Source organism: Arsenicicoccus dermatophilus (assembly GCF_046267915.1).
GTDB lineage: Bacteria > Actinomycetota > Actinomycetes > Actinomycetales > Dermatophilaceae > Arsenicicoccus > Arsenicicoccus dermatophilus_A.
On the sequence record NZ_CP176520.1, the window covers coordinates 1,024,776 to 1,050,684 of the forward strand.

At 74.3% G+C, this 25,909-nt stretch carries 23 protein-coding genes; 12 read left to right on the forward strand and 11 right to left on the reverse strand.

Going from position 1 to position 25,909, the window contains the following annotated elements; genetic code table 11:
• Window positions 1–21: 21 nt before the first annotated feature.
• Together ACK2IS_RS05125 and ACK2IS_RS05130 are read right to left on the reverse strand one after the other, a co-directional pair.
• A complete protein-coding gene (locus tag ACK2IS_RS05125) occupies window positions 22–516 on the reverse strand; it encodes a hypothetical protein (protein WP_409485070.1) in 495 nt (164 codons plus the stop codon).
• Window positions 517–591: 75 nt separating this feature from the next.
• The gene (locus tag ACK2IS_RS05130) at window positions 592–1,935 is read right to left on the reverse strand and encodes a DUF4921 family protein (protein ID WP_409485071.1); all 1,344 of its coding nucleotides are present in this window, start codon (window positions 1,933–1,935) and stop codon (window positions 592–594) included.
• Between the two features lie 73 nt (window positions 1,936–2,008).
• On the opposite strand from ACK2IS_RS05130, the gene ACK2IS_RS05135 reads away from it, so the two are divergent.
• The 10 genes from ACK2IS_RS05135 (at window position 2,009) to ACK2IS_RS05180 (ending at window position 12,399) form a co-directional block, all read left to right on the forward strand.
• Window positions 2,009–3,286, forward strand: coding sequence for an MFS transporter (locus ACK2IS_RS05135; RefSeq protein ID WP_409485072.1), 1,278 nt, complete (start codon window positions 2,009–2,011; stop codon window positions 3,284–3,286).
• A 164-nt stretch (window positions 3,287–3,450) separates the two neighbouring features.
• Window positions 3,451–4,098 carry a hypothetical protein gene (locus tag ACK2IS_RS05140; protein ID WP_409485073.1) on the forward strand — a complete coding sequence of 216 codons (648 nt, stop codon included), beginning with the start codon at window positions 3,451–3,453 and terminating at the stop codon, window positions 4,096–4,098.
• A 358-nt stretch (window positions 4,099–4,456) separates the two neighbouring features.
• The gene (locus ACK2IS_RS05145) at window positions 4,457–5,746 is read left to right on the forward strand and encodes a thymidine phosphorylase (protein ID WP_409485074.1); all 1,290 of its coding nucleotides are present in this window, start codon (window positions 4,457–4,459) and stop codon (window positions 5,744–5,746) included.
• Window positions 5,747–5,831: 85 nt separating this feature from the next.
• A complete protein-coding gene (locus tag ACK2IS_RS05150; protein ID WP_409485075.1) occupies window positions 5,832–6,986 on the forward strand; it encodes a MalY/PatB family protein in 1,155 nt (384 codons plus the stop codon).
• A complete protein-coding gene (locus ACK2IS_RS05155; RefSeq protein WP_409485076.1) occupies window positions 6,986–7,165 on the forward strand; it encodes a hypothetical protein in 180 nt (59 codons plus the stop codon). The genes ACK2IS_RS05150 and ACK2IS_RS05155 overlap by 1 nt, the downstream gene beginning before the upstream one ends.
• A gap of 114 nt (window positions 7,166–7,279) precedes the next feature.
• Window positions 7,280–7,558, forward strand: a complete 279-nt coding sequence (locus ACK2IS_RS05160; protein ID WP_409485077.1) for a hypothetical protein — start codon at window positions 7,280–7,282, stop codon at window positions 7,556–7,558.
• Window positions 7,559–7,679: 121 nt separating this feature from the next.
• Window positions 7,680–8,852, forward strand: a complete 1,173-nt coding sequence (locus ACK2IS_RS05165; protein ID WP_409485078.1) for an MFS transporter — start codon at window positions 7,680–7,682, stop codon at window positions 8,850–8,852.
• A gap of 9 nt (window positions 8,853–8,861) precedes the next feature.
• Window positions 8,862–9,227 carry a cupin domain-containing protein gene (locus ACK2IS_RS05170; RefSeq protein ID WP_409485079.1) on the forward strand — a complete coding sequence of 122 codons (366 nt, stop codon included), beginning with the start codon at window positions 8,862–8,864 and terminating at the stop codon, window positions 9,225–9,227.
• Complete coding sequence (locus ACK2IS_RS05175) at window positions 9,224–10,366, forward strand: adenosine deaminase (RefSeq protein ID WP_409485080.1); 1,143 nt, start codon at window positions 9,224–9,226, stop codon at window positions 10,364–10,366. The genes ACK2IS_RS05170 and ACK2IS_RS05175 overlap by 4 nt, the downstream gene beginning before the upstream one ends.
• Before the next feature lie 143 nt (window positions 10,367–10,509).
• The gene (locus ACK2IS_RS05180) at window positions 10,510–12,399 is read left to right on the forward strand and encodes a S8 family serine peptidase (RefSeq protein ID WP_409485081.1); all 1,890 of its coding nucleotides are present in this window, start codon (window positions 10,510–10,512) and stop codon (window positions 12,397–12,399) included.
• Between the two features lie 222 nt (window positions 12,400–12,621).
• Here ACK2IS_RS05180 and ACK2IS_RS05185 read toward each other — a convergent pair whose 3' ends face one another.
• Genes ACK2IS_RS05185 through ACK2IS_RS05200 form a run of 4 tightly spaced genes read right to left on the reverse strand, consistent with a single transcriptional unit; the run spans window position 12,622 to window position 17,363 of the window.
• The gene (locus ACK2IS_RS05185) at window positions 12,622–13,275 is read right to left on the reverse strand and encodes a uridine kinase (RefSeq protein ID WP_409485082.1); all 654 of its coding nucleotides are present in this window, start codon (window positions 13,273–13,275) and stop codon (window positions 12,622–12,624) included.
• On the reverse strand, window positions 13,272–14,978 hold the full coding sequence (locus ACK2IS_RS05190) for a phospho-sugar mutase (RefSeq protein ID WP_409485083.1): 1,707 nt from the start codon (window positions 14,976–14,978) through the stop codon (window positions 13,272–13,274). The genes ACK2IS_RS05185 and ACK2IS_RS05190 overlap by 4 nt, the downstream gene beginning before the upstream one ends.
• Window positions 14,975–15,841, reverse strand: a complete 867-nt coding sequence (locus ACK2IS_RS05195) for a purine-nucleoside phosphorylase (protein ID WP_409485084.1) — start codon at window positions 15,839–15,841, stop codon at window positions 14,975–14,977. Before ACK2IS_RS05195 ends, ACK2IS_RS05190 begins: the two co-directional genes overlap by 4 nt.
• Window positions 15,842–15,851: 10 nt before the next feature.
• Window positions 15,852–17,363 (reverse strand): Hsp70 family protein, encoded by a 1,512-nt coding sequence (locus tag ACK2IS_RS05200; RefSeq protein WP_409485085.1) that lies wholly within the window; start codon window positions 17,361–17,363, stop codon window positions 15,852–15,854.
• Between the two features lie 83 nt (window positions 17,364–17,446).
• On the opposite strand from ACK2IS_RS05200, the gene ACK2IS_RS05205 reads away from it, so the two are divergent.
• Together ACK2IS_RS05205 and ACK2IS_RS05210 are read left to right on the forward strand one after the other, a co-directional pair.
• Window positions 17,447–18,925, forward strand: coding sequence for an NAD(P)H-quinone dehydrogenase (locus ACK2IS_RS05205; RefSeq protein WP_409485086.1), 1,479 nt, complete (start codon window positions 17,447–17,449; stop codon window positions 18,923–18,925).
• A 104-nt stretch (window positions 18,926–19,029) separates the two neighbouring features.
• On the forward strand, window positions 19,030–19,554 hold the full coding sequence (locus ACK2IS_RS05210; protein WP_409485087.1) for a type 1 glutamine amidotransferase domain-containing protein: 525 nt from the start codon (window positions 19,030–19,032) through the stop codon (window positions 19,552–19,554).
• A gap of 205 nt (window positions 19,555–19,759) precedes the next feature.
• Here ACK2IS_RS05210 and ACK2IS_RS05215 read toward each other — a convergent pair whose 3' ends face one another.
• From ACK2IS_RS05215 to ACK2IS_RS05235, 5 genes are all read right to left on the reverse strand, one after another.
• Entirely contained in the window at window positions 19,760–21,544 is a 1,785-nt protein-coding gene (locus ACK2IS_RS05215; RefSeq protein WP_409485088.1) for an acetyl/propionyl/methylcrotonyl-CoA carboxylase subunit alpha, read from the reverse strand.
• A 65-nt stretch (window positions 21,545–21,609) separates the two neighbouring features.
• On the reverse strand, window positions 21,610–21,735 hold the full coding sequence (locus ACK2IS_RS05220; protein ID WP_409485089.1) for a hypothetical protein: 126 nt from the start codon (window positions 21,733–21,735) through the stop codon (window positions 21,610–21,612).
• A 93-nt stretch (window positions 21,736–21,828) separates the two neighbouring features.
• Entirely contained in the window at window positions 21,829–22,845 is a 1,017-nt protein-coding gene (locus tag ACK2IS_RS05225) for a vWA domain-containing protein (RefSeq protein ID WP_409485090.1), read from the reverse strand.
• A gap of 179 nt (window positions 22,846–23,024) precedes the next feature.
• Window positions 23,025–25,337 (reverse strand): excalibur calcium-binding domain-containing protein, encoded by a 2,313-nt coding sequence (locus ACK2IS_RS05230; protein ID WP_409485091.1) that lies wholly within the window; start codon window positions 25,335–25,337, stop codon window positions 23,025–23,027.
• A gap of 76 nt (window positions 25,338–25,413) precedes the next feature.
• Window positions 25,414–25,860, reverse strand: coding sequence for a MerR family transcriptional regulator (locus tag ACK2IS_RS05235; RefSeq protein WP_409485092.1), 447 nt, complete (start codon window positions 25,858–25,860; stop codon window positions 25,414–25,416).
• Window positions 25,861–25,909 lie beyond the last annotated feature (49 nt).

The following is a 25,909-nucleotide window of genomic DNA, read 5'->3' on the forward strand; positions in this document are numbered from 1 at the left end:
ACGGGAGGACGGAGGCGGTGCTCAGGCGCCGCCTCCGTCCTCGTTGCCCGGCGTCCCCCGGGCGCCTTCTCGCCACGTGCCCCCAGTGGTGGCGACACGCCGCGCGTGACCCGCCACGTGCCCCTTGCGATGGAGCGGGCGGGAAGCAGGAGGCGGCCGGTTCAGCTGCTCGGGCGTGACGCGGGCCAGAGCATGATCCGGGTCGATGCGCAGCGCGGCGTGGTCCGTGCCGTCGTACGGGTCCGTGCCCGGGTCGGGAAGGTGCTCGAGGGGTGGCTCGTGACAGCCCCGGCGGCGTGTCCGGTCGACGTAGGCGTTGGCGAGGGTGCGCCGGGCGTAGGCGAGCGGATCGCCCACCTCGCCGATCCGCCGCCACCGGACGTACCTCGCCGCCAGGGTCTTCGGCACCAGGTCCTCGGCCAGGTGGTGGTCCCGGCGCAGCAGCATGGCGCGCGCGCAGAGCGGGGTCGCGCTCGCCCGGGCGAACCCGTCGAACCCTGCGGGTGGTCGGCTCATCGCCTGCGCCCGGTCGTCGTCATGTCTGCAGGACGTATGCCGGGAGGTGATCGGTGACAGCCGCCCGCCGACGGCTCACGGCCTACGCAGGAGGGGGTTGTAGCGCAGCAGGCAGGGCCGCACGTCGCACTCCTCGCCGAGGCGCAGGTCGCCGCAGATCGTGCCCGCGGCGCGCAGCTCGTGCAGCCGGGGCAGGAGGCGGTCGCGCAGCGCCCAGGGGGAGATGGTGTTGACGTTGATCTTGGTGCCGCCCTCGAAGCCCGCCAGCGTCGACACGCGCCACTTCACGAGCACCCGCCAGGGCATCGGGATGTCCACGTCGACAGGCCGGTGGTGCCACTCCTCGTTGCACGGGATGTCGGGTCCGGTGGCGGCGTGCACGGCGTGGACCAGGTCCGCCATGGCCGTCTGCTCCGGCTCGGACTGGAGCCAGGGCTCGCTGGTCGCGGACCGGGAGACGATCTCGACGGTGGGATAGCGGTGGCCGAATCCCGCGTAGGCGACGGCGTGCTCGGTGTCGGCGAGGACGAGCCCGTGCCGGGCGGCGTAGTCGGGGCCGGCCTCGTTGAACAGGTTGAGGTCGGCGCGCAGCCGGGCGATCTCCTGCTCGGTCTGCACCCCGCGCTCGTCGATGGCCACGAGCTGCTTGTGCAGGTGGTCGAAGGACGCGCCCGCGGGGCGGAGCCAGTTCTGGAAGACCGCGACGTACCGCGCGAACCTGTTGGCGTCGTACAGGTCTCCCAGCGCGTCCAGCGTCAGCGCGAGGTAGTCCCGGTGCTCCGCCACGGTCAGCGTGCCGGAGGACGCGAGCTGCCCGGTGTCGGTGGCGCCGTCGACGAGGTGACGTCGGCCGATGATCACGTCGTGCCCGCCGCCGAAGAAGCCGGTGGTCCCCGCGAGCTGCGAGTCCTCGTCCAGCGCTGCCCAGGCCGCGGCCGAGGTCCCGGAGGCGAGCGCCTTGGCCCGGGCGACCGCGAGGACGTGGGCGCGCCCCGCGGGGTCGGCGAGGTAGGCGTCCCGGTGCTCCCGCGCAGCCACCGGCAGCTCGTAGCCGTATCCCAGGTGCCAGTAGTCGTAGGACAGGATCTCGAAGAGGTTCGGCACCCGCCGGAACTGCGCGGTGGTCTGCCCGAGGGCGCCCGGCAGCACCCCGCGCAGGATCTGCGGGCCCGCGGGTCCCCGCACCAGCCGGGACTTCTCGGGCGGCGTCTCGCGCTGCCGGTCCTCGCAGAAGGCGCACACCCGGCGGGCCGCCTCCGCCGTCACGGGCGTCGGGTCGGCGACCGGTGAGCCCACCGGGCGGTGGCCGCGTCCGGGCACGGTCCACACCTGCGTCCCGGTGAACGGGTTCAGCTGCTTGACGGTGCCGTCCGGCAGGCGCGTCAGGTAGGCGGGGTCCGGCAGCCTCGGGATCGTCATACCGCCATCCTGCCTGCACGACGGCCGCGGACGGAGCCCCTGGTCGGCGCCCGGGGACACCTAGTCTGGGCCGGTGGACCTGCGCTCGATCGTCGCCGACACCCGCCCCCTGCAGCACGGGCACTACCGCCGGCTCTTCCTCGCCAACTGCGTCACCGTCGTCGGCGCCCAGCTCACGATCGTGTCGGTCCCCGCGCAGATCTACCGCGACACCGGGAGGTCGGAGTACGTCGGTCTGACCGGCGTCTTCGGGCTCGTCCCGCTCGTGGTGTTCGGCCTGTGGGGAGGGTCGCTCGCGGACCACCTGGAGAAGCGACGGCTGCTGACCTTCAGCACCCTCGGCATCGTCGCGACGTCGATCGCCTTCTGGGCGCAGGCGGCGCTCGGGTCCACCGACGTCTGGGTGCTGCTCGGCCTCTTCGCGGTCCAGCAGGCGTTCTTCGCGGTGAACCAGCCCGCCCGCGTGGCCCTGCTCCCCGCGATCCTGCCCACGGAGCTGCTGCCCGCCGCCAACGCGCTCAACATGACGCTCTTCATGGCCGGCGCGATCGCCGGGCCGCTCGTCGCGGGCGCGCTGATCCCGGTCCTCGGCTTCTCCTGGCTCTACCTCGCCGACGCGGTCTGCCTGCTGGCGACGCTGTATGCCGTGCGGCGGCTGCCGCGGGTCCCGGGCGAGGCCCATCCCGACTCCTCGCCCGGGCTGCGCTCGGTCGTCGACGGGTTCACCTACCTCGGTGGTCACCCGGTGCTGCTCATGTCCTTCGTGGTGGACCTGGTGGCGATGGTCTTCGGGATGCCGCGGGCCCTGATCCCGGAGATCGCGCACGTGGACCTGGGCGGCGAGATCGGCGGCGGGCCGGCCTTCGCCGTGCTGTATGCCGCGCTGCCGGTGGGGGCGGTCCTGGGCGGCGTCTTCTCCGGGTGGGTGTCCCGGGTGGCGCGCCACGGCCTCGCCGTCGTGGTGTGCATCGTCGTGTGGGGCCTGGGGGTGGTGGCGACCGGGCTGGCCGTGGTGCCCGCGGACGGCCGGATGCAGCCCTGGCTGTGGCTGTGCGCGGCGGGGCTGGCGATCGGCGGCGCCGCCGACATGGCGTCGTCGTCCTTCCGGCAGGCGATGCTCCAGACGGCGGCCACCCCCGAGGTGCGGGGTCGTCTGCAGGGCGTCTTCATCGTGGTGGTGGCGGGTGGGCCGCGGGTCGCGGACGTGCTGCACGGGTATGCCGCGGGGTGGCTGGGGGCGGCCTGGACGGTCGTCGCGGGCGGCGTCCTGGTGGTCGTCGGGGTGCTGGTCTGCGCAGCGGTCGTGCCGTCCTTCGTGCGTTATCGCGCCGAGGTCTCCGCAGCGACCTGACCGCGTCGTCGCGATCACGAGTGGTGCGCCGCAGCGGCGGCGTCAGACGCCCACCCGGGTGACGGATAGCGGATTTTGGTCACGATCCGTCCGTGCCCCGGGATGGCCGGAGAGACCATGAGCCCTCGGCGGTGCCCAGCCCGCCGTTCCGACCGGAGGGCCCGATGACCGACCGCACCGTCCACCTGTCCGCAGCCCCGCCGCTGCCGTCCCGCCTCGGGACCGACGCCGCGGCGCCGGACCTCACGGTCGCCCCCGGGAGAGTCCCGGGGGCCGCTCCCGGGGGAGCCCCCACCGAGCCGGGGGAGGCCAGCCCTGCCGCGCCGGTCGAAGCCGCCCCGGTGCCGGAGCGGACGGTGGCCCCGATGACGGACCGGGAGTGGGCGGGCTATGCCCTCGGGGCCTCCGCGCTGGCGGTGCTCGGGTCCTTCGGGCCGTGGCTGATCGGGACGGTCATGACCAGTCAGCTCACCGTCGCGGGAACGCAGGGGGACGGCGTCTACACGCTGGCGCTCGGTCTGCTCGCGGCGGCGACGGCTCACCTGCACCGGCGCCGAGGCGGCGTCGGGATGAGCTGGGCGCCGTGGACGCTCGCGGCGCTCGGAGCGGGGTGCGCGGGGTCGACCGTCCCGGCGCTGCGCGCGATCGCCACGACCCACCGCGACGGCCTGAGCATGTCACCGGGGTGGGGGCTGATCGTGGCCCTGCTGAGCGGGACCGCCCTCGCGGCGGTGGGCGTCGCCTGGGCGCTGACGAGCCGACCCCGGCCCGACCGCCCCACCCCGGCGGTCGCGCCGGACGCCCTGAGCTGACCCCGGCCGGCCCACGGGGTCGGACTCGGAGACGTCGGGTGTGCCCTGGGCCCCGGACCAGGCACAGGCCTTGTCCGCGGCGGTGACGCCGGCGGCGTGGTTGCTGCCGGCGGGGTCCCAGAGGCCGTGCACGAGGTCATCGACGTCGTCCACGGTGTCGCCGTGGTCGACGGTCGGCAGGCCCGGTCGCGAGGTCGCGAGACACCGCCAGGACGCCACCGCCACGCGCAGGGTCGCCTACGAACGTCATGACTGCTTCGCGCTCCTCGCCGCATGCCGAGAGCAAGGCCCGGGCGCCGGACCCGGTGCGGGGGGCACCGCGCGGAGGACCGACCCGGACCGCCGGTAGTGTCCTGCCATGAGCGAGCAGCACGACGCCGTCGAGGTCATCCGGGCCAAGCGTGACCACCACGCCCTCAGCGACAGCCAGATCGACTGGGTGGTCGATGCTTACACCCGCGGGGTCGTGGCCGACGAGCAGATGGCGGCGCTCGCGATGGCGATCCTGCTCAACGGCATGGAGCGGCGCGAGATCGCCCGCTGGACCGCGGCGATGATCGCCAGCGGCGAGCGCATGGACTTCTCCTCCCTCGGCCGACCCACGGCCGACAAGCACTCCACCGGTGGGGTCGGCGACAAGATCACCCTGCCGCTCGCCCCCCTCGTCGCGGCGTGCGGCGTCGCCGTGCCCCAGCTGTCGGGCCGCGGGCTCGGCCACACCGGCGGCACCCTCGACAAGCTCGAGTCGATCCCGGGGTGGCGGGCGGCGCTCACCAACGACGAGATGATGCGCCAGCTCGAGGACGTCGGCGCCGTCATCTGCGCGGCGGGCTCCGGGCTGGCCCCGGCCGACAAGAAGCTCTATGCCCTGCGCGACGTCACCGGCACCGTCGAGGCGATCCCGCTCATCGCCAGCTCGATCATGTCCAAGAAGATCGCCGAGGGCACCGGCGCGCTCGTCCTGGACGTCAAGGTCGGCTCCGGCGCCTTCATGAAGTCCCTCGACGACGCCCGCGAGCTCGCCCGCACCATGGTCGATCTCGGCACCGACGCCGGCGTCACCACCGTCGCGCTGCTCACCGACATGAGCATCCCGCTGGGGCTGACCGCGGGCAACGCCCTCGAGGTCCGCGAGTCCGTCGACGTGCTCGCCGGAGGCGGACCCCAGGACGTCGTCGACCTCACCGTGGCGCTCGCCCGCGAGATGCTCACGGCCGCCGGCCGACCCGACGCGGACCCGGCCGAGGCGCTCGCCGACGGCCGCGCCATGGACGTGTGGCGGGCGATGATCGCCGCCCAGGGCGGGGACCCCGACGCCCCGCTGCCCACGAGCCGGGAGCAGCACGTGGTCACCGCCACCGAGAGCGGTGTCCTGCGGCGTCTGGACGCGTATGCCGTGGGCCTGGCGGCCTGGCGGCTCGGCGCCGGGCGGGCCCGCCGGCAGGACCCGGTGCAGGCCGCCGCCGGCGTCGAGATCCACGCCAAGCCCGGCGACCCCGTGACCGCGGGGCAGCCCCTGCTCACCCTGCACACCGACACCCCGGAGCGCTTCGACCGCGCCGTCGCCGCGCTCGAGGATGCGTGGGCGATCGGCGAGGGGCAGCCTGAGCGCCGCGAGGTGGTGCTGGACCGCATCGCCCGCGGGTGAACCCCTGGCCCGCAGCGCACGGACCGGCGCAGCGCCGACCGGTCCGACCAGATCCTTCTCGGCATACGCACGCAAGGAGATCCGCATGAGCCTCGTCCGGTGGCCCGCCCTCGACCAGCTGCGGGAGCGCACCAGCGCCAAGTGGTCGCTCTACGAGCCCGACGTGCTGCCGATGCCCGTCGCCGAGATGGACTGCGCCTTGGCGCCGGTCGTGGCCGACGCGCTGCACGAGGCGATCTCGCGCGGCGACACCGGCTACCCGAGCTTCGGGCGGGGGCTGCAGGAAGCCTTCGCGGGCTTCGCCGAGCGCCGCTGGGGCTGGCAGGTGGACGAGGCGCAGGCGACGCTGTGCGCCGACGTGTCGGTCGGGATCATGGCCGCGATGACCGCGCTGCTCGACGAGGGCGACACGGTGGTGATCATGCCGCCGGTCTACCCGCCGTTCTTCCACTACGGCGCGGAGACCGGCATGCGCACCGTCGAGGTGCCGCTGCTGCTGGGCGACGCGGGCCACGCCATCGACCTGGAGGGCATCGCGCGCGAGCTGCGCGCCGGCGCCCGCGCGGTGCTGCTGTGCCACCCGCACAACCCCGTCGGTCTGGTGCACCCACGCGCCGAGCTGGCCGCCCTCGCCGAGCTGGTCGCCCGCCACGACGCCTACGTCATCAGCGACGAGATCCACGCCCCGCTGACCCTGCCGGGAACGACGTTCACGCCCTACCTCGCCGTCTCGGACGCCGCGCGCGAGCACGGCGTCGCGCTGCACGCCGCCTCCAAGGCATGGAACATCGCCGGCCTCAAGGCCGCCCTCATCGTCACCGACAGCGCCACCATGCGACGGCGTCTGCAGGGTGGCCTGCCCTACGAGCTGCCCTACCACGCAGGGCAGCTCGGCTATCTCGCCTCCGAGGAGGCCTATCGCGGCGGTGACGCCTGGCTGGACGACCTGGTCACCGACCTCGCCGCCCACCACGAGCAGCTGCGCCGCGGGCTGCCCGCCGGCGCCCGGGTCGTCGCGCCCGCCCGCGCGACCTTCCTGGCCTGGGTGGACGTCTCGGGGCTGGGGCTCGGTGAGGACCCCGCGGGGCGGCTGCTGACCGATGCCCGGCTCGCGGTCGGGATCGGCGCGGAGTTCGGCGCGCGCTGGCACGACCACGTGCGCTTCAACGTGGGCACGGGCCCCGCGATCATCGACGAGGGTCTGCGCCGGCTGGCCGCGGTGGCGGGGGAGGACCGCTGATGGAGGGCAACCGGTGGGCGGGCAAGGCGCTCGCGACCATCATCATGTTCATGGTCTTCGGGCCGCTGATCCTGCTGAGCGTCCGGCGGCCGTCCGTCTGGGCCTTGCCCACCGTGGCCTTCGCCCTGACCGGGGTCTACGTCTGGCTGCACAACCGCAACCGGGCGCGCCGCGGGTGACCCACCCTCCCTGGCGTCACGACCGGCGGGGGCACCGAGGTCGACCCTGCGACCGGCCGGTAGGGTGCGGAGCCCACACCGGGGCTACCAACTGCACCGCAAGGAGATCCACCCGTGGGCGGCGCCGCCATCCTGATCCTGTCGTTCGTGGCCACCGCGACCGCGGTCAGCCTGATGAAGGGCGTCCTCGCGCCCCGGCTGCGGCTGGGGGCCAGGGTCGTGCTGGCCCTGGCGTTCGCCGTCCTCGCGTTCGCCGCGCCCGTCATCGTGGAGGGGTTCCTGTCCACCAGGATCGAGCTGCTCGCGGACCCGTCGCGGGTCGTGAGGGCGGGCTGTCACTTCGTCGGGGTCTTCGGCGGATTCGTCCTCGGCGCCCAGCTCGGCAGACGCTGACCGCCGATCAGGAGGCGCCAGGAGAGGGCGGTGTGCCGCCCGGCGGCGCGGTCCGGTCCGCCCCGACCACGGCTGCGACAACCCGGTGGCGACGGCCTACCTGCCCTGACCGACTCGCGCCGTGACGACCGTCACCGCACCCGTCGACCCCGGCCGCACCATGACACCCCTGGTCACGCGGATGTTCGTGGGGATCGCCTTCTCCTGCCTGGGCTCCGGGCTGACCATGCCCTACCTGTACGTCTACCTCTCGCAGATGCGACACATCCAGACGACCACCGTGGGCCTGGTCTTTGCGATGATGGGCTTCCTGAGCTCCCTGCTGGCGCCCCTCGGCGGCACGCTGATCGACCGCTTCGGGCCGCGGCCGGTGATCCTGTGGGGCGTCACCGTCGAGGCGGTGTCGGCCTACCTGCTCGGTCACGTCGACTCCACCGCGCGGGCCTTCGGCTACCACTTCATGCTGATCAACGCGGGCTTCGGGCTCGGCGGGGTGATCGGCTCGCGGATGATCGACATGGCCGACGTCGGCAGCTTCCAGCGCCTCTACACCCTCGACGCGCTGTCCTACCTCGCCTACCTCGTGATCATCGCCTCGATGGCCGGCTGGACCGGCCACCACGCGCCCGAGCCCCGCGCCGTCGGCGGTCCGCGGTCCGGCTGGGGCGTGGTGCTGCGCGACACCCGGCTGGTCAAGATCGTCCTGCTCTCGGTGCTGCTGCTCACCTTCGGCTATGCCCAGATCGAGACCGGCTTCCCGGCCTACGCCACCGACGTGGCGCGGATCGACCCGCGCAGCCTCGGGTGGGCCTTCGCCGCCAACGCCGCGGCCGTCGTCGGCGCCCAGCTCGTGGCCCTGCGGCTGATCCGAGGCCGCCGCCGCTTCACCATGCTCGCGGTGTGCGCCGCCACCTGGGCGCTGGCCTGGACCGTGGTCGCGGCCTGCGACTGGGTCTCCGGACCGGCGGCGGTCGCCTGCATCGTCGTCGGTATGGCGATCTTCGGCGCGGGCGAGACCCTGTGGGCGCCGCTCGCCCCGGCGCTGGTCAACGACCTGGCCCCGGAGGAGCTGCGCGGTCGCTACAACGCGCTGCAGGCGATGACCTGGATCGTGTCCGGCATCGTCGGGCCGGGCCTCGGCGGGATGCTGATCGGCCACCACCTGCCGCACGTGTGGGTCGGGCTGACGATCGGGGGCTGCCTGGTGGCGGCCCTGCTCTTCCCCTCGCTGCGCCGCGGCCTCACCGACGCCGAGGACGGGATCTTCGCCCCGAGCGCGGGACGACCCCGCTAGGTTGAGGGGATGCCGGAGCTGATCACCGACCCTGTCCGCATCCCCGTCCCCGGTGGGAAGGTCATCGAGGAGCACGTCGGCGCCGCCACCACCGGCGACCGCGGCGTCTCCGTGGCCCGCATGAGCGCTCCCGCCGGGTGGAGCGAGCCGGCCCAGACGCCGGACTTCGACGAGGTGACGGTGGTGCTTGCGGGCGAGGTCCTGGTCGAGCACGACGGGGGCACCACGCGCGTGGGCCCGGGTCAGAGCGTCGTCACCCGGGCCGGGGAGCGGATCCGCTACTCCTGCGGCTCGCAGGGCGCGGAGTACCTCGCGATCTGCACCCCGGCCTTCACCCCGGACACCGCCCACCGCGACGAGGACCCCCGGACGTGAGCGACCCCGTGACCCCTCCGGCATACGACGTCGACCCGCTGGTCGCCCGCGTCCCCAAGGTCCTGCTCCACGAGCACCTCGACGGTGGGGTGCGCCCGGGCACGGTCCTCGAGCTGGCCCGGGAGACCGGGTATGCCGGCCTGCCGGCGACGACGCCGGGCGACCTGGGGCGGTGGTTCCGCGAGAGCGCGGACAGCGGGTCGCTGGAGCGCTACCTGGAGACCTTCGCCCACACCGTCGCGGTGCTGCAGACCGAGGACGCGCTGCGCCGGGTCGCCCGCGAGGAGGCCCTGGACCTCGCGGCCGACGGCGTCGTCTATGCCGAGGTGCGCTATGCCCCCGAGCTGCACCTCGAGCGCGGGCTGACGCCGGCCCAGGTGGTCGAGGCGGTCAACGCCGGGCTGCGCGAGGGGGAGGAGCTCGCCCGCGAGGCCGGCCACCCGATCCGTGTCACCGCCCTGCTGACCGCCATGCGGCACGCGGCGATGTCGCGCGAGATCGCCGAGCTGGCGGTGCAGTTCCGCGACGAGGGGGTCAGCGGCTTCGACATCGCCGGGGCCGAGGCCGGTCACCCGCCGACGCGGCACCTGGACGCCTTCCAGTTCCTCGCCCGGGAGAACGCCCACTTCACGATCCACGCGGGGGAGGCCTTCGGGCTGCCCTCGATCCAGGAGGCGCTGACCTGGTGCGGGGCCGACCGGCTCGGGCACGGGGTGCGCATCGTCGACGACCTCACGGTCCACGGCACGCCGGTGCCATCGTGGTTGGCCGAGCACGGCCGGCTGCCGGACCCCGCCCAGGTGCGTCTCGGGCGCCTGGCGGCCTATGTCCGGGACAAGCGCGTCCCGCTGGAGATGTGCCCGTCGAGCAATGTTCAGACCGGGGCCTCGCCGAGCATCGCGCTGCACCCGATCACCCTGCTCAAGGACCTGCGGTTCCGGGTGACGGTCAACACCGACAACCGGTTGATGAGCGACACCTCGATGGGGCGGGAGATGACCCTGCTGGTGCGCGAGTCGGGCTGGGACGCAAGCGATCTGCGATGGGCCACCATCAACGCGATGAAGTCGGCGTTCCTGCCCTTCGACGAGCGGCTGGCCCTCATCGACGACGTGATCAAGTCGGGATATGCCGATTAACTTTCCGTGATATCTCCTGGTCACATCGACCGCGCTGAAGCGGTTGACCGATAGTCCATCCGTGTCTCTTGAACAGGTATGACTCAGGGATCTACAGTCTGCTCACCTTCCACCGCCCATCCAGGTGACAGATTGGATCCCCCATGTCACGCTCCATCACCAAGCCCGGGCGCCTCGCGATCACTCTCGCGGCGTCGCTGACCCTGGCCTCCGGGGCGCTGGCCGCGCCCGTCCAGGCGGCGACGCAGCCGCGTGAGGCCGGCGCCCCCACCCCCACGGCCCGCACCGCCGAGCCCGCCGAGCTCATCGTCAAGTTCAAGGCCGAGCACCGCGGCCTGCAGGCCACCTCCGACCGCAAGCAGACCCTCGCCGCCGCGGGCCGCCAGGGCGGTTCGACCCTCTCCGAGGTCCGCACGCTCGGCATCGGGGCCACCCTGGTCGCCACCACGGCCACCACGGCGGCCGCCACCGAGCGGGCCCGGCAGGCGCTGCTCGCCAGCGGCGCCGTGGAGTATGCCGTCGTCAACGGCCGCGTCGCGGGCTTCGACCTGCCCGGATCCCCCAACGACCCGCGCTACCCCGAGCAGTGGGACCTCGACGATGCCATCGGCGGCATCAACGCGCCCGCCGCCTGGCAGCAGGCCCAGGGCAACGGCGCCGTGGTCGCGGTCATCGACACCGGCATCACCAAGCACCCCGACCTGGACGCCAACGTGCTGCCCGGCTACGACATGGTCAGCAAGGCGGCCTACGCCCGGGACGACGACGGTCGCGACGCCAACCCGCAGGACGAGGGCGACTGGAACGCCGACGGGGAGTGCTCCGCGTCCTTCCAGCACGACTCCAGCTGGCACGGCACCCACGTGGCGGGCACCATCGCCGCGGTCACCGACAACCGCACCGGCATCGCGGGCATCGCACCCAAGGCCAAGATCGTGCCGGTCCGGGTCCTCGCCAAGTGCGGCGGCTCGGACGCCGACGTCATCGACGCCATCACCTGGGCCTCCGGCGGCACGGTCGCCGGCACCACCGCCAACGCCAACCCCGCCAAGATCGCCAACCTGAGCCTCGGCGGCAAGGAGGCCTGCACCCCGGCATACCAGGAGGCCATCGACGCCGCCGCCGGACGCGGGATGACCATCGTCACCGCCGCCGGCAACTCGCACGACGACGCGGCCAACTACGCCCCCGGCAACTGCACCGGCGTGGTCAACGTCAGCGCCACCGGCAAGGGTGGGGCGCTCACCTACTACTCCAACTACGGCTCCACCATCGCGCTCGCCGCTCCCGGCGGGGAGAAGGACAAGATCCTCGGCGACACCGCGATCCTGTCGACCATGAACGCCGGGAAGACGACGCCCGGCGCGCCGACCTACGCGCAGTACGCCGGCACCTCGATGGCGGCGCCCCACGTCGCCGGGGTGGCCGGGCTGCTCGTGGGGCTCAAGCCCACGATGACCCCCGCCGAGGTGCGCAGCACGCTGACGTCCACCGCCCGCAGGTTCCCGTCCTCCTGCACCGGCTGCGGCGCGGGCATCCTGGACGCGGGCGCCGCGGTCGCCAAGGTGACCGGCAAGGTTCCCGACCAGGGCCGCGACATCCTCACCAACGGAGGTTTCGAATCGGGCAGCACCGGCTGGACCGCCACCCCCAGCACGGTCATCACGACCGGAGACGCCGCGGAGGGCACCCACCTGGCCAGGCTCAACGGCCAGGGCCGCACCAACACCGCGACGCTGAGCCGCAGCGTGACCATCCCGGCGACCTCGCAGGCGACCCTGAGCTTCAAGCTCAAGGTCCTCAGCGACGAGATCACGACGACCACGCCGCGCGACACCCTCACCGTGTCCGCGGGCAGCGCGACGCTGGCGACCTACTCCAACCTGGGCAAGACCTCCGCGGGCTACGTCGACGCCGCCATCGACCTGACGAAGTATGCCGGTCAGACGCTCACCCTGACCTGGACCGGCAAGGAAGACTCCTGGAAGCAGACGACCTTCCAGGTGGACGCGGTGGCCCTCAAGGTCCGCTGACCTGGGCGTTCCCCACACCGCGCGCAGGACGACGGCCCCGGCAGGCGCAGCCGGGGCCGTCGGCGCGTCCGCCGCGGACCGCCCCGCTCGCGGCGCGCCGCGACCGCGTCGTCGCGACCGGCGGGATCGGCTCGGCGTGACCGGCGGGATCGGCTCGGCGTGCTGACCAGCAGGTCCCGCGTCACGAGGGCAGGACCGTGACCGCTCGACCGCCGTCTCCGGTCACCGCAACCGGCGGCCGTCGAGGTGCCGGGCCCGCTGCCAGGCCTCGCCGGGGGTGACCGGGTCGGCCCCGAGCCACACCTGGTGGGCGACGGTGCCACGCTCGCCCCGGCGCAGCGCGAGCCCGCGGCGCACCAGCGTCAGCGGGGGCTTGCGCCGCTCGTGCAGGTCGCGGGCGAGCCTCAGGGCAAAGGTGATCCACGGGGTGCGCCGCACGCACCAGGCCGCCCGCAGCAGCCCGCGGCGCCGCAGGTCGGCCACCAGCTCCGCGGCGAATACCCCCTCCGCGACCACGAGCCGGCCCGGCGGCAGCGTCACCCGCACCCCGGCCACCCGGCGGGAGGTGGCGATGTCATATCCCGGCAGGTCGACCTCACCCGTCAGGCACAGGGCCTCCAGGGCGTCGAGGGCGGCGGCGTCGTCCCAGGACCGCGGGTCGTCCCAGTCCGGTATGCCGAGCCCGGCGAGCCTGGGCAGGCCCGGGTCGTCGCCGTCGCGATAGAAGTCGTCGAGCCGAACGGTGGGCCAGCCCAGCTCGCGGCGCAGCCGGTCGGCGAGGCGGGACTTGCCGGCGCCGCTCGGCCCGCACACGACGACCACCCGGGCGCGGTCGCCGGGGGCGGCCGCCGGGGACGGTGCCGGAGCGTCGCTCACAGCGCGGTCAGCCGGGTCAGGTCCTCCCGGACGGCGGCCAGCCGTCGAGCGGCCTCGGCGCGGGCCCGCGCCAGGTCCTCCCGGCCCCGCACCGGCTCGATCGCCTCCAGATAGACCTTGACCTTGGGCTCGGTGCCGGAGGGCCGCACGACGATCCGGGACCCGTCCGCGAGGTGGTAGCGCAGCCCGTCGGTGGGGGGCAGGTCGGCCGAGCCGGCAGCCAGGTCGTCGACCAGCTCGACCGCGGATCCGCCGATCTGCTCGGGGCGCTCACCACGCAGGCGCTCCATCAGGGCGGGCATCAGCGCCAGGTCGCCCACCCGCACCGAGAAGGCGTCGGTCGCGTGCACGCCGTGGGTGACGGCGAGGTCGTCGAGCACGTCGGTGAGGGTGCGGCCCTCGGCCTTGAGGCGGGCGACCAGCTGGACGAGCACGAGCGCCGCGCCGATGCCGTCCTTGTCCTGCACGGCGTCCGGGTCGACGCAGTAGCCGAGCGCCTCCTCGTAGCCGTAGGCCAGGCCCGGGACCCGGGCGATCCACTTGAAGCCGGTGAGCGTCTCGCGATGCTCCAGCCCCGCCGCGCGCGCCATGGCGGCCAGCAGCCGGGAGGACACGATCGAGCAGGCGAGCACCCGTCGGGGGGCGGTGGGGTCGGCGAGCAGCCGGTCGACGGCAGCCTGCCCGAGGAGTGCGCCGAGCTCGTCGCCGCGCAGCATCCGCCAGCCCGCGTCGTCGCGGACGGCTGCGGCGCACCGGTCGGCGTCCGGGTCGTTGGCGAGGACCAGATCCGGGTCCGTCTCGGCGGCGAGGGCGAGCGCGGCGTCGACCGCGCCGGGCTCCTCGGGGTTGGGGAAGGCCACGGTGGGGAAGTCCGGGTCCGGGGCCTCCTGGCTCGAGACCTCCCGCGGCGCAGGCAGACCCGCCTGCGCGAAGGCCCGCTGCACGGTCTCGGTGCCGACGCCGTGCAGGGAGGTGTGCACCACGGTGACGTCGCGCGGGGTGTCCGGGTCGACCAGCGCCGCGGCCCGCGCGACGTAGGCGTCGAGCAGCTCCTCGCCCAGGGTCTGCCAGCCGTCGTCCGCGCGGGGCACGTCCGCGACGGACCCGACCGCGGCGATGTGCGCGGCGATCTCGGCGTCGACCGGTGGCACGATCTGCGAGCCGTCCCCGAGATAGACCTTGTAGCCGTTGTCCTGCGGCGGGTTGTGCGAGGCCGTCACCATGACGCCGGCGTCCGCCCCCAGATGCCGTACGGCGAAGGCCAGCACCGGGGTCGGCAGCGGGCGGGGGAGCACCAGGGCCCGCCCGCCCGCGGCGGTGACCACGGCCGCGGTGTCCCGGGCGAACTCCTCGGAGCCGTGGCGCGCGTCGAAGCCCACGACCACGACCGGCGCGACCCGCCCGCCCTCGTGCTGCAGCCAGGCGACGAGCCCGGCCGCGGCGCGGATGACGACGGCGCGGTTCATCCGGCGGGGGCCTGCCCCGAGGGCGCCACGCAGCCCGGCGGTGCCGAACTCCAGCGTCCCCGCGAAGCGGTCGGCCAGGTCCGTCGCGACCACGGTGTCGCCGCGCTCGGCGGCGAGGATCAGCTCGTCGAGCTCGGCGCGGGTGGTCTCGTCGGGATCGTCGTCACGCCAGGCACGGGCGGTGGCGAGCAGGGCGGCGAGCGCGTCGGCGCGGGCGGCGTCGGTGTGGTTCGTCATCCGGCCCGACGCTCCTCGTGGTCGGCGGGGTGGACCGCGGCGATCCGGGTGACGACGTCGGCGAGCAGCCGACCGCATCGGCCGGCCGCGGCCCGACCGGCCTCGAGGACCTCCTCGTGGGAGAGCGCCCGGTCCGAGACGCCGGCCGCGGGGTTGGTCACCAGGGAGACGCCGAGCACCTCCAGGCCGACGTGGCGGGCGGCGATCGCCTCCAGGGCGGTGGACATGCCGACCAGGTCGCCGCCGAGGGTGCGCGCCATCCGCACCTCGGCGGGCGTCTCGTAGTGCGGGCCGGGGAACTGCACGTAGACCCCCTCGGCCAGCCCGGGATCGACCTCGCGCGCGAGCGCCCGCAGGCGGGAGGAGTAGAGGTCGGTGAGGTCCACGAAGGTCGCGCCCTCCAGCGGGGACTGCGCCGTGAGGTTGACGTGGTCGCTGATGAGCACCGGGGTGCCGGGCGCCCACTCCGGGCGCAGCCCCCCGCAGCCGTTGGTGAGGACCACGGTGCGGCAGCCCGCGGCGGCGGCGGTGCGCACGCCGTGGACGACGGCCCGCACCCCCTTGCCCTCGTAGTGGTGGGTGCGCGTGCCGTAGACCAGGGCGCGGCGGCCGGTGTCGCCGAGGGCCACCGACCGGACGGTGCTGCTGTGGCCCGCCACCGCGGACGTGGTGAAGCCCGGCACGTCGGCGTTGTCGACGACCGTCAGCGTCTCGCCGATCAGGTCGGCGGCGCCGCCCCAGCCCGAGCCGAGGACCAGCGCCACGTCGTGGGCCTCGACGCCGGTGCGCTCGGCGACGACGGCGGCGGCGGCGCGCGCCACCTCGAAGGGATCGGTGGCGGGATCACGCAGGTCGGGGCTCATGGGTCGCACCCTAGTGGGCGGCCCGGACCGGCACCCGGAGGGCGTGCGTCTGGGCGTAGCCGGTCTCCAGGTCGGTCAGGCTCACCTGGACGATCCCGTGCTCGTCCAGGACGTAGCGCTCCTCGACCAGCGGGCCCCCGGGGCGCCGCTCGACGGTCGCGCCGACCAGGCCCCGGCCGTCCCGCAGCGTCGGGTCGAAGGGGAACACCACCTCGGCGAAGGGCATCAGGTCCCCGGAGGGGTCGCCGCTCGGGGTGAGGCCGGAGTGCTCGACGTACCGGTAGCACCCGACGTTGTGGGCCGCGCGATAGCGACGGGTCACCACCCGCGCGGCCGAGGGGTCGAGCACGTCCTCGCGGCCGTAGATCGGGTCGAAGGAGAAGGCCTCGCCGTCGCGCAGCTCGCGGAAGACCCCGAAGCCCCGCGACAACCGGTCGCGCAGCGAGTAGCCCTCGGTGCCGTCCGCGGCGATGGCGAGCCCGACCGCCGTGGAGGCCGCCGGCAGGGGGGAGCGGTGCACGCGGCGTCCGAAGCGCTCCCGCAGCAGTCGCGGCACGAGGGGCAGCCCGCTGCCCCCGCCGACGAGGTAGATCCCCGCGAGACCGCCGTCGTCGATGCCGTCCACGAGCGGAGCCATGCGGTCCACCGACCGCTGCACCAGCGGCGCCACCCGCTGGTAGGCCTCGGCCACGTCGACCTTGATGTCGCGGCCCGCCACGTCCAGCAGCATCCGGCGGGTCTGCGGGGACAACCGCTCCTTGGCGTCCCGGGACTGGTCCAGCAGGGCGGCCCGGGCGGCGCGGGGCAGCTCGGCAAGGGTCGTGCCCGCGTGCTCGGCCGCCAGGGCCGCGATCACCTCGTCCACGTCGTCGCCGCCCAGGTGGTTCAGGCCCGCCGAGCCGAGCACCTCGTGGTGGGTGCCGGCGACGTCCACCACGGACGCGTCGAAGGTCCCGCCGCCGAGGTCGTAGACCACGACCTGGGTCCGGGTGCGGGAGAGGGCGCGGGCCTGGCGGTGGGTGAACTCGAAGCCCGCCGCGGACGGCTCGTTGAGCATGGCGACCACGGTGAAACCCGCCCGCCGGAAGGCCTCCAGCGTCAGGAAGCGCTGCGCCCCGTGCGCGTGGGCCGGGACCCCGACCGCGGCACGGAGCTCGCTGTCGTGGGTCAGGTGCGGCGACAGGCTGGAGCGCTCGACCAGCTGGGTGCGCAGCGCGCCCAGGTAGGCCGTCAGCAGCGCCAGGACCGGCACCGGGCGGCCGCCCACCACCACCGGGGTCTGCGCGGTCACGAGGGGGTCCGACAGGACCCGCTTGAAGGATCGGGTGAGCTCGGCCCCGTCGGCGGCGGCGCGCAGGGCGTCGAAGCCGTGCCGGAGCAGGTCCCCGTCGCGGGCGACGAGGGAGGGGACGTGATCGCTCGCGTCCCCGTGGTTGTCGTAGAAGGTGACGACCGGATAGTTGCCCCGGTCTGCGGTGGCGACGATCGTGCGGGTGGTGCCGAGGTCCACGCCCAGGTTCATGGGACCCAGGCTAGGGAATCGGGACACGTCGGTCACGCAAGGTCCGTGCCCCGGCATACGCGTCGTGATGGTTGGATGGACCCGTGATCGAACGCAACCAGTCTGTCGTGATCCTCGGTGGTGGCCCGGGCGGCTACGAGGCGGCCCTCGTCGCCGCTCAGCTCGGCGCCACCGTCACCGTGGTCGACCGGGACGGCCTGGGCGGTGCGGCGGTCCTCACCGACTGCGTCCCCAGCAAGGCCCTGATCTCCACCGCGAGCTTCATGACGCGTATGTCGCAGAGCAGGGACATGGGGGTGCACCTCGAGGACCCCACGACCGGGCAGAGCTCGGACCTGGAGGCCGACGACGTCGCGGTGGCCGACCTGCCCGAGGTCAACGCCCGGATCCTGCGCCTGGCGGTGCGGCAGTCCCAGGACATCGAGGCCCGCCTCCTCAGCGAGGGCATCACCGTGGTCAAGGGCGTCGGCCGGCTCGTCGCCCCCGGCAAGGTCTCGGTGACACCCGTCGTGGCGACGGCGCCGGAGCACGTCACCGAGGAGGACCAGCCGGGGGTCGAGCGCGACCACGCCGAGGAGGTGCTCGACGCCGACGTCGTGCTCGTGTCGGTCGGCGCCACCCCGCGGGTCCTCGCGAGCGCCCGTCCCGACGGTGAGCGGATCCTCACCTGGAAGCAGATCTGGGCGCTGCCCGAGGTGCCCGAGCACCTCGTCGTCGTCGGCTCCGGCGTCACCGGCGCAGAGCTCGCCCACGCCTATCTCGCGCTGGGCAGCAAGGTCACGCTGATCTCCTCGCGCGACCACGTCCTGCCCGGCGAGGACCCGGACGCCGCCCGCGTCATCGAGGACGTCTTCCGCCGGCGCGGCATGGTGGTGCTCAACCGCTCTCGCGCCGAGACCGTCGAGCGGGTGGGCGACCGCGTCGTCGCCACGCTCACCGACGGCCGCACCGTCGAGGGCAGCCACTGCATCATGGCGGTCGGGTCGGTGCCCGCCACCGAGGGCCTGGGGCTGGCCGAGTGCGGGGTCCAGCTCACCGGGTCCGGACACATCGAGGTGGACCGGGTGTCGCGCACCAGCGTCAACGGCATCTATGCCGCGGGCGACTGCACGGCCGCCCTGCCGCTCGCCTCGGTGGCGGCGATGCAGGGGCGCACCGCGATGTGGCACGCCCTGGGCGACGCCGTCCAGCCGCTCAACCTGCACGGCGTGTCCGCGACGATCTTCACCGACCCCGAGATCGCCACCGTCGGCGTGTCCGCCAAGGACATCGCCGACCAGGAGCTCGACGTCCGCGAGATCATGATGCCGCTGGACACCAACCCGCGCTCCAAGATGGACCAGTTCACCGACGGCTTCGTCAAGCTTTACGCCCGCAAGGCGTCGGGGCTGCTCATGGGCGGGGTCGTGGTGGCGCCGAAGGCCTCCGAGCTGATCTTCCCCGTCGCCCTGGCCGTGGAGAACCGCCTCACCGTCGATCAGGTCGCGCACACCTTCACCGTCTATCCGTCGATGACCGGCTCCATCGCCGAGGCGGCGCGCCGGCTGCACACGGCGGAGTGAGCGACGCGCGGCCCGACGGGGTTTGAGACCCGGGTGGGCGGGGGTAGGGCACGAGGTGGGGGACGGGTGACCGTCCCTCTCTCGTATCCCCAGGAGGTAGCACCATGTCCAAGGTCGCATTCCTCGTCGCCGGCGAGGGCATCGAGCGCGTCGAGCTCACCGAGCCGTGGGACGCCGTCATCGAGGCCGGGCACGAGCCCGTCCTCATCAGCATCGAGACCGGGGAGGTCCAGACCTTCGACCACCTCGACAAGGCCGAGAAGCGCCCGGTCGACGTCGTGGTCTCCCAGGCGCGGACCGACGACTACGCCGCCCTCGTCCTGCCCGGCGGCGTGGCCAACCCCGACGCGCTGCGGATGGAGGACGACGCGGTGTCCTTCGTCACGGAGTTCGTCGGCTCCGGCAAGCCGGTGGCCGCGATCTGCCACGCCGCGTGGGTCCTCGTCGAGGCCGACGTGGTCCAGGGCCGCCGCCTGGCGTCCTGGCCCAGCGTCCGGACGGACATCCGCAACGCGGGCGGTGAGTGGGTCGACGAAGAGGTCGTCGTCGGCGGAAACCTCATCACCAGCCGCAACCCGGACGACATCCCGGCCTTCGTCAAGGCCGTCCTGGCCGCGCTGCCGGGCTGATCCCGCCGCCGGCCCTGCGGGCGGCTTCCCCGCCCGCCAGGTCGGGAAGGACCGTCACCGCCGGGGGCGGGTGCGCACGTACGACGGCGGGCCCGGCATACCTCCTCTGGTGAGGTAGGCCGGGCCTGGTCGTCCGCGGACTCGCCGGGGGCGGTCGGATCGGCCTGGGCGTCGAACCCCGGCCGATCCGACGACCGCCGGTAGGTCAGTCGGCGTCCTTGATCTCCATGAGCACGGCGCCGTTGGACACGGTCTCGCCCACCGCGGCGGTGATGCCGGTGACGGTGCCGGCCTTGTGCGCGTTGATCGGCTGCTCCATCTTCATCGCCTCCAGGACCAGGACCAGCTCGCCGGCCTGGACCTGCTGACCCTCATCGACGGCGATCTTGACGATGGTGCCCTGCATGGGCGCCGTCAGCGAGTCGCCCGACGCCATGGCGCCGCCCGCCCGAGCGCCACCCGCGCGGCGGGGGGCCTTCTTCTTGGCCGTCGAGGCGGAGCCGCCACCACCCAGGGACAGGGTGCCGGGCAGGGACACCTCCAGGCGCTTGCCGCCGATCTCGACGACGACCTTCTGCCGCTCCTCGGGCTCGGGTGCGTCGCCCGCACCGCCGCCGAAGGGCTCGACGTCGTTGGCGAACTCGGTCTCGATCCACCGGGTGTGCACCGTGAACGGCTGCCGCGGGTCGGCCGGGGCGAAGGCCTCGTCGCGGACGACCTTGCGGTGGAAGGGCAGCACCGTGGGCATGCCCTCGATCTGGAACTCGTCGAGCGCGCGGCGGGCCCGCTCCATCGCCTGCTGCCGGGTGGCGCCGGTGACGATCAGCTTGGCCAGCATCGAGTCGAAGCTGCCGCCGATGACGTCGCCCTCGACGATGCCGGTGTCCAGTCGGACGCCGGGCCCGGCCGGGGGCTCGAAGCGGGTGACCGTGCCGGGGGCGGGCAGGAAGTTGCGGCCCGCGTCCTCGCCGTTGAGGCGGAACTCGATGGAGTGGGCGTGGACCTGCGGGTCGTCGTAGCCCAGCTCCTGGCCCTCGGCGATGCGGAACATCTCGCGGACCAGGTCGATGCCGGTGACCTCCTCGGAGACCGGGTGCTCCACCTGCAGGCGGGTGTTGACCTCGAGGAAGGAGATCACCCCGTCCTGGCCGACGAGGAACTCGCAGGTGCCGGCGCCGTGGTAGCCCGCCTCCGTGAGGATGGCCTTGGAGGCCCGGACGAGCTCGGCGTTCTGCTCGTCGGTGAGGAACGGTGCGGGTGCCTCCTCGACGAGCTTCTGGTTGCGGCGCTGCAGCGAGCAGTCGCGGGTGGAGACGACGACGACGTTGCCGTGCTGGTCGGCGAGGCACTGGGTCTCGACGTGCCGCGGCTTGTCCAGGAAGCGCTCGACGAAGCACTCGCCGCGGCCGAAGGCCGTCACGGCCTCGCGGACGGCCGAGTCGTAGAGCTCGGGGATCTCCTCCAGGCTGCGGGCGACCTTGAGGCCGCGCCCGCCGCCGCCGTAGGCCGCCTTGATGGCGACGGGCAGGCCGTGCTCCTGGGCGAAGGCCTCGACCTCGTCGGCGGACTCGACCGGGTCCTTGGTCCCCGGCACGAGGGGCGCGTCGGCCTTCGTGGCGATGTGACGAGCCTTGACCTTGTCGCCGAGGGAGTCGATGGCGGCCGGCGGCGGGCCGATCCAGATCAGGCCTGCGTCGATCACGGCCTGGGCGAACTCGGCGTTCTCCGACAGGAAACCGTAGCCGGGGTGCACGGCGTCGGCCCCGGACTCCGCGGCGATCCGCAGGAGCGTGTCCTGGACGAGGTAGGACTCGCCGGGCGTGGACCCCCCGAGGGCGTAGGCCTCGTCGGCGACCTTGACGTGGAGGGCGTCGCGGTCGGGCTCGGCGTAGACGGCGACCGAGGCGATGCCCGCGTCCGTGCAGGCACGGGCCACGCGGACCGCGATCTCGCCACGGTTAGCGATCAGGACTTTGGTGATGGAGGCCATGGTCCGGAGCCTATTACGGCCCGCGCGTGGCGGCCCGTCGTGCGCGGTGTGATCTGCGTCGGCGCTCAGTTGTTGAGCAGCCAGGCGATGAGCCCGATCAGCAGCAGGGCGATGGCGACGTCACGGCCCGTCGTCGAGGCGGCGGCAGCCACGGCAGGGAGCTCGGCAAGCAGCGCATGCATGTCACCCATCGTGACACGAGAGATGCTCAGGGTGGGGATCTGCAGGCGTATGGCGCGCTCCGACCTGCCGGCCCGGGAGTCGCCGACGGCCGACCCCCCGGGCTACTTCTTGCTCCGGGTGAGCAACCACAGCAGGAACACGATCACGATGGTGGCGCCGAGGGCGCCGGGCTCGGGGCCCCGGTGGCTGCTCGACGTCCCCCAGGCGCGGCCCGTGCCGCGCGCCGTGGTCACCGTCTCGTTGATCGTCCGGGTGAGGTCCCGGCTGGTCGCGTCGTGATAGCTGCCGCCGGTGGCCTCCGCGATGCACTGCAGCTGTCGCTTGGCCCCCTCGCCGACCTCCAGGCCGACGGTGTGCACGTTCATGGCGATCCCCTCCGACGACAGCCGCCTGGCCACCGCGCAGGGGTCGCCGGAGCAGGACTCCTCGCCGTCCGAGACGAGCACCACCGACCGCTGCCCGCTGCGGCCGAGGTCGCTCACCACCTGCTCCAGGGTGTAGCCGATCGGGGTGTCGCCGTACGGCGCGAAGCGGGCGATCTGGTCCTTCATCGCCCGCCGGTCGAGCCGGCCCACCGGCACCACCAGGCGGCTGTCGGTGCAGGCGGGGGAGCCCGGGGCGGCCTTGCCCGAGACCCGCACCCGGGAACCGTAGACCCGCAGCCCGACCTGGGCGTCGTCGGGCAACCCGTCGATCACCGAGCGCAGCGCCGCCTGGGCGCCTGCCATCCGGCTGCGCCCCGCGGCGTCCTTGGCCGCCATCGACCCCGAGGAGTCCAGGATGAGCAGCATCCGCCCGCCCTTGACGTCCCCCGCGGGGGCGACGCCGGCTGCCGCGGCGGTGCCGACGTGCTCGGTCACCATGGTCCTGGTGGTCTCCTCGGCGGCGGGTCGCACCACCGTGGTCGCGGGCGGCGCGTCCTCGGTCCGGGTCACCGTGACGGTGGCGCGGGGGGCGGAGGTGGAGGTGACGGTGACCGTGGCGGCGGGGACCACGGAGCCGGCGGTGACCGAGGACGCCGAGGTGGTGGTCCGGCTGGCGTCGCTGCACCCGGCGAGAGCCGCGGACGCCACGAACGCCGCGAGGGAGAGGCGGGCGGGACGGTTCAGTCGGGCCATGGCGCACATTGTGCCTGGGTCCGAGCCGCCGTGACGCCAGGAAGCCTTTGCGGCACATCACGATCGGGGCACCGTCGGGCCCCGTGCGCGGACCGGGCGACGGCATGTCGTCCGCCGCGCGGCACGGGCGGCGAGGTCGGCGCCCTGCCCGGTCTGCGGGCCGACCCCTGGGATCCGGGTCAGCGCGGCCCGGCCGGGCGGCGGCGGCGACCGACGCGGACCAGGCCGACGCCTGCCGCGAGGAGCGCACCCGCGCCGCCGAGAAGGGTCGCCACGTCGGCGCCGGTCTGGGCGAGCTGCTGACCGGGCGCCGTGCCCTCCCCGCCCGCCTCGCAGCCGATCCCGTCGGCGTCCGAGTCCAGGGAGGCGGTGTAGCGCGGGTCGCCCGACGCGATGTTGGTCACTCCCTGGGCGGCGTAGTCGGGGCAGGTCATCCCGGTGCCGCCGCCGGCGCTGGCGGTCGCGGCGGCGGCCGAGGTGGGGACCACGGTCGGGCTCTGGGGTGCGGCGGCCGCCTGGACCACGACGGGCGCGACGGGCGCGGCGGCCGCGCCGACCGGCCGTCCGAGGTCGACGGGGCCGTCCTGCGCGTTGCTCTCGCAGGCGATCCCGTCACCGTCCTTGTCGAGCGCCTTGCGGTAGTCCGCGTCCTGCTTGCTGATGTCCGTGCGCTTGAGCGCGAGGCAGGAGGAGTACTTGTCGGCGACGGGGGGCAGGGCTCCGACGCTCGGCGCGGGGGCGGCGGGCAGGCCGGGGGCGGCGGCCAGGGCCTGCACCCGGCTCGGACGGGCGGTGCCCACCACGAGGGAGGGGGCGCGGTAGGCGCCGGCGGCCCGCACGGCCGACCGGCCGCCGCTCACGGTGGGCGCGGTCGCGTCCGCGGAGGCCGCGGGCAGGTCGACGCGGAAGACCTCGGCCGAGCCGGACGCCTCCACGGGGAGCTCGGCGAGCCGTCCTGCCAGCGCGCGGAAGGCCCGGCCCAGCGCGGCCCGGTCGCCGGTGACGGGGACCTGCGGGTCGGCGGCGTAGGTGTAGTCGTCCGCCGGTCGGACGTCGGACGACAGCTGCCACACCGCCACCTGGACCGCCTGCAGCACCAGGGCGTCCCGCTCGCCGGCGGGCTCGGCGGACAGGTCCACCCCGGCGCGGCGCAGCAGGACGGCGCGGCCGTCGGCGGTCGCGGCCAGGCCGGTGAGGGTGGCCACGCGGTCGTGGATCGCGGACCACTCGGCCGGGTCCGGGACGGCGGACGGCGCACTGTTGCTGCTCCAGCCCTCGATGCCGCTGAGGGTCACCGAGCTGGTCGTCGGGACGGGCAGGTCGGGCTCCAGCGTGAAGCCGGTGGTGTCGCGGGTCCCGTCGCCGTCGGCGTCGAAGTCGTAGGGGAGCGCGAGGACGGTGCGGCGCTGCGGGCCGGTCGTGGCGTCACCGGGCAGGACGACGGTGACGGGCACGGGGACCGTCGTCTGCCGTGCCGGCTGCAGGGCGGCCGAGGCCGGCGGGAGCGTCGGGGAAACCGGACGACGCGGCGCGCTGGGCGTCGGGCCGGGGGCCGTCGCGGTGGGGGCCGGGGTCTGTGCCGTCGGCGGCGCGGTCGTCGGCGGCGCGGTCGTCGGTGTCGCGGTCGGGGTGCCGGCGGTGGGGGGCGGGGAGGTGGGTGCGGGGGTCGGAGCGGCGGTGGGTGCCGGGGAGGTCGGTGCCGGGGTGGGGGCGCCGGTGGGGGTGGCGGTGGGGGCTGCGCTCGGGGTCGTCGGCGCCGCGGGGGGCGCCGTCGTGGCGCGCGGGGCGGGGGCGCCGCCGGGCAGCGCCACGCCCAGCGTGGGCACGGTGCGGGTCAGGGGTGCGGTGCCGGCGACCGGGATCAGTCGGGCGACGACCCCGGCGGGGGTGGTGGCGACGAGCTCGGAGCCGGGGGCGCCGCCGACCGGCACGGCGAGCAGGGCCCGGTAGACCGCGACGTGGACGGCGGCCAGCACCCCAGGGTCGACGCCCGCCGGGGCGGTGGCGTACGGGCGGTCGGCAGGCTGGACCGGGGCGCCCTGGTGCCAGACGGCCACCTGGGCGGCGTCGGCCACGACCCGGTCGAGGAGGTCGGCGTCGAGGGCCGCGGCGCCGGGGACCTGACGGCCGAGGGCCAGACGCTGGGCGCGCGTCGCGGCGGCCAGGGCGATCTGGGGAGCACGCGTACCCGTCGAGGACCGGGTCTGACGCACCTGCAGGCGGGTGGCCTGCTCGATCTCCGGCGTGAGGGTGAGCTGGTAGGCCACGGTGTCCCGGGTCCCGTCGCCGTCCGTGTCCAGCTCGAGCGGGGCGGCGAGGGACGTGAAGGCGCTCCCGGCCCGGTCCATGGTCACCGGCAGCGCCGGCCGACCGCCCGGGACGGGGGCGGCCGGGTCGCTCGGGGCTGCCGCCATCGCCGGCGACACGCTCACCAGGGACAGGGCGAGCAGCGTGCCGGCCGACGCGAGCAGTCGCGGGCTGGTGGAAGACATGCAGGTCCTTCAGGTCGTGGGCGTACCCGTCGACCGTATGCGGAACGCCTCTGAACTCACACGCAAAGCGAGGTAACTAGCCCGAAAGAGGGGAGGAGTGTGCCGCCGTGTCGGCCGCGGCCGCCCCGGGGTCGGACCGCAGCTCACGCCGGGCAAGCTCCTCGCGGCAGCGCTGCTCGAAGCGGTCGAGCTCGGCCATCGACGCCCGCAGGTCCTCCAGGCGCTGGCGCAGGTCCTCGCGACGGTCGTCGATCTGGTCCAGGACGTAGCGAAGCTGTGAGGTCGGGCCCTGCGCCTCGTCGTACATGTCGACGATGGTGCGGATCTCCTCGAGGGGGAAGCCCAGCCGCTTCCCCCGCAGGATGAGCGCGAGCCGGGTGCGCTCCCGCCGGTGGTAGATGCGCTGGGTGCCGCGCCGCTCGGGGGAGAGCAGGCCCAGGTCCTCGTAGTGGCGGACGGTGCGGTGCGTCACCCCGAAGTCGTCCGCGATCTGCGCGATCGACCACTCGTCCGGGGTTGTCATGCCGTGCATCGTGCTTTACGTTTACGTCAACGTCAAGCCACCCGTCACC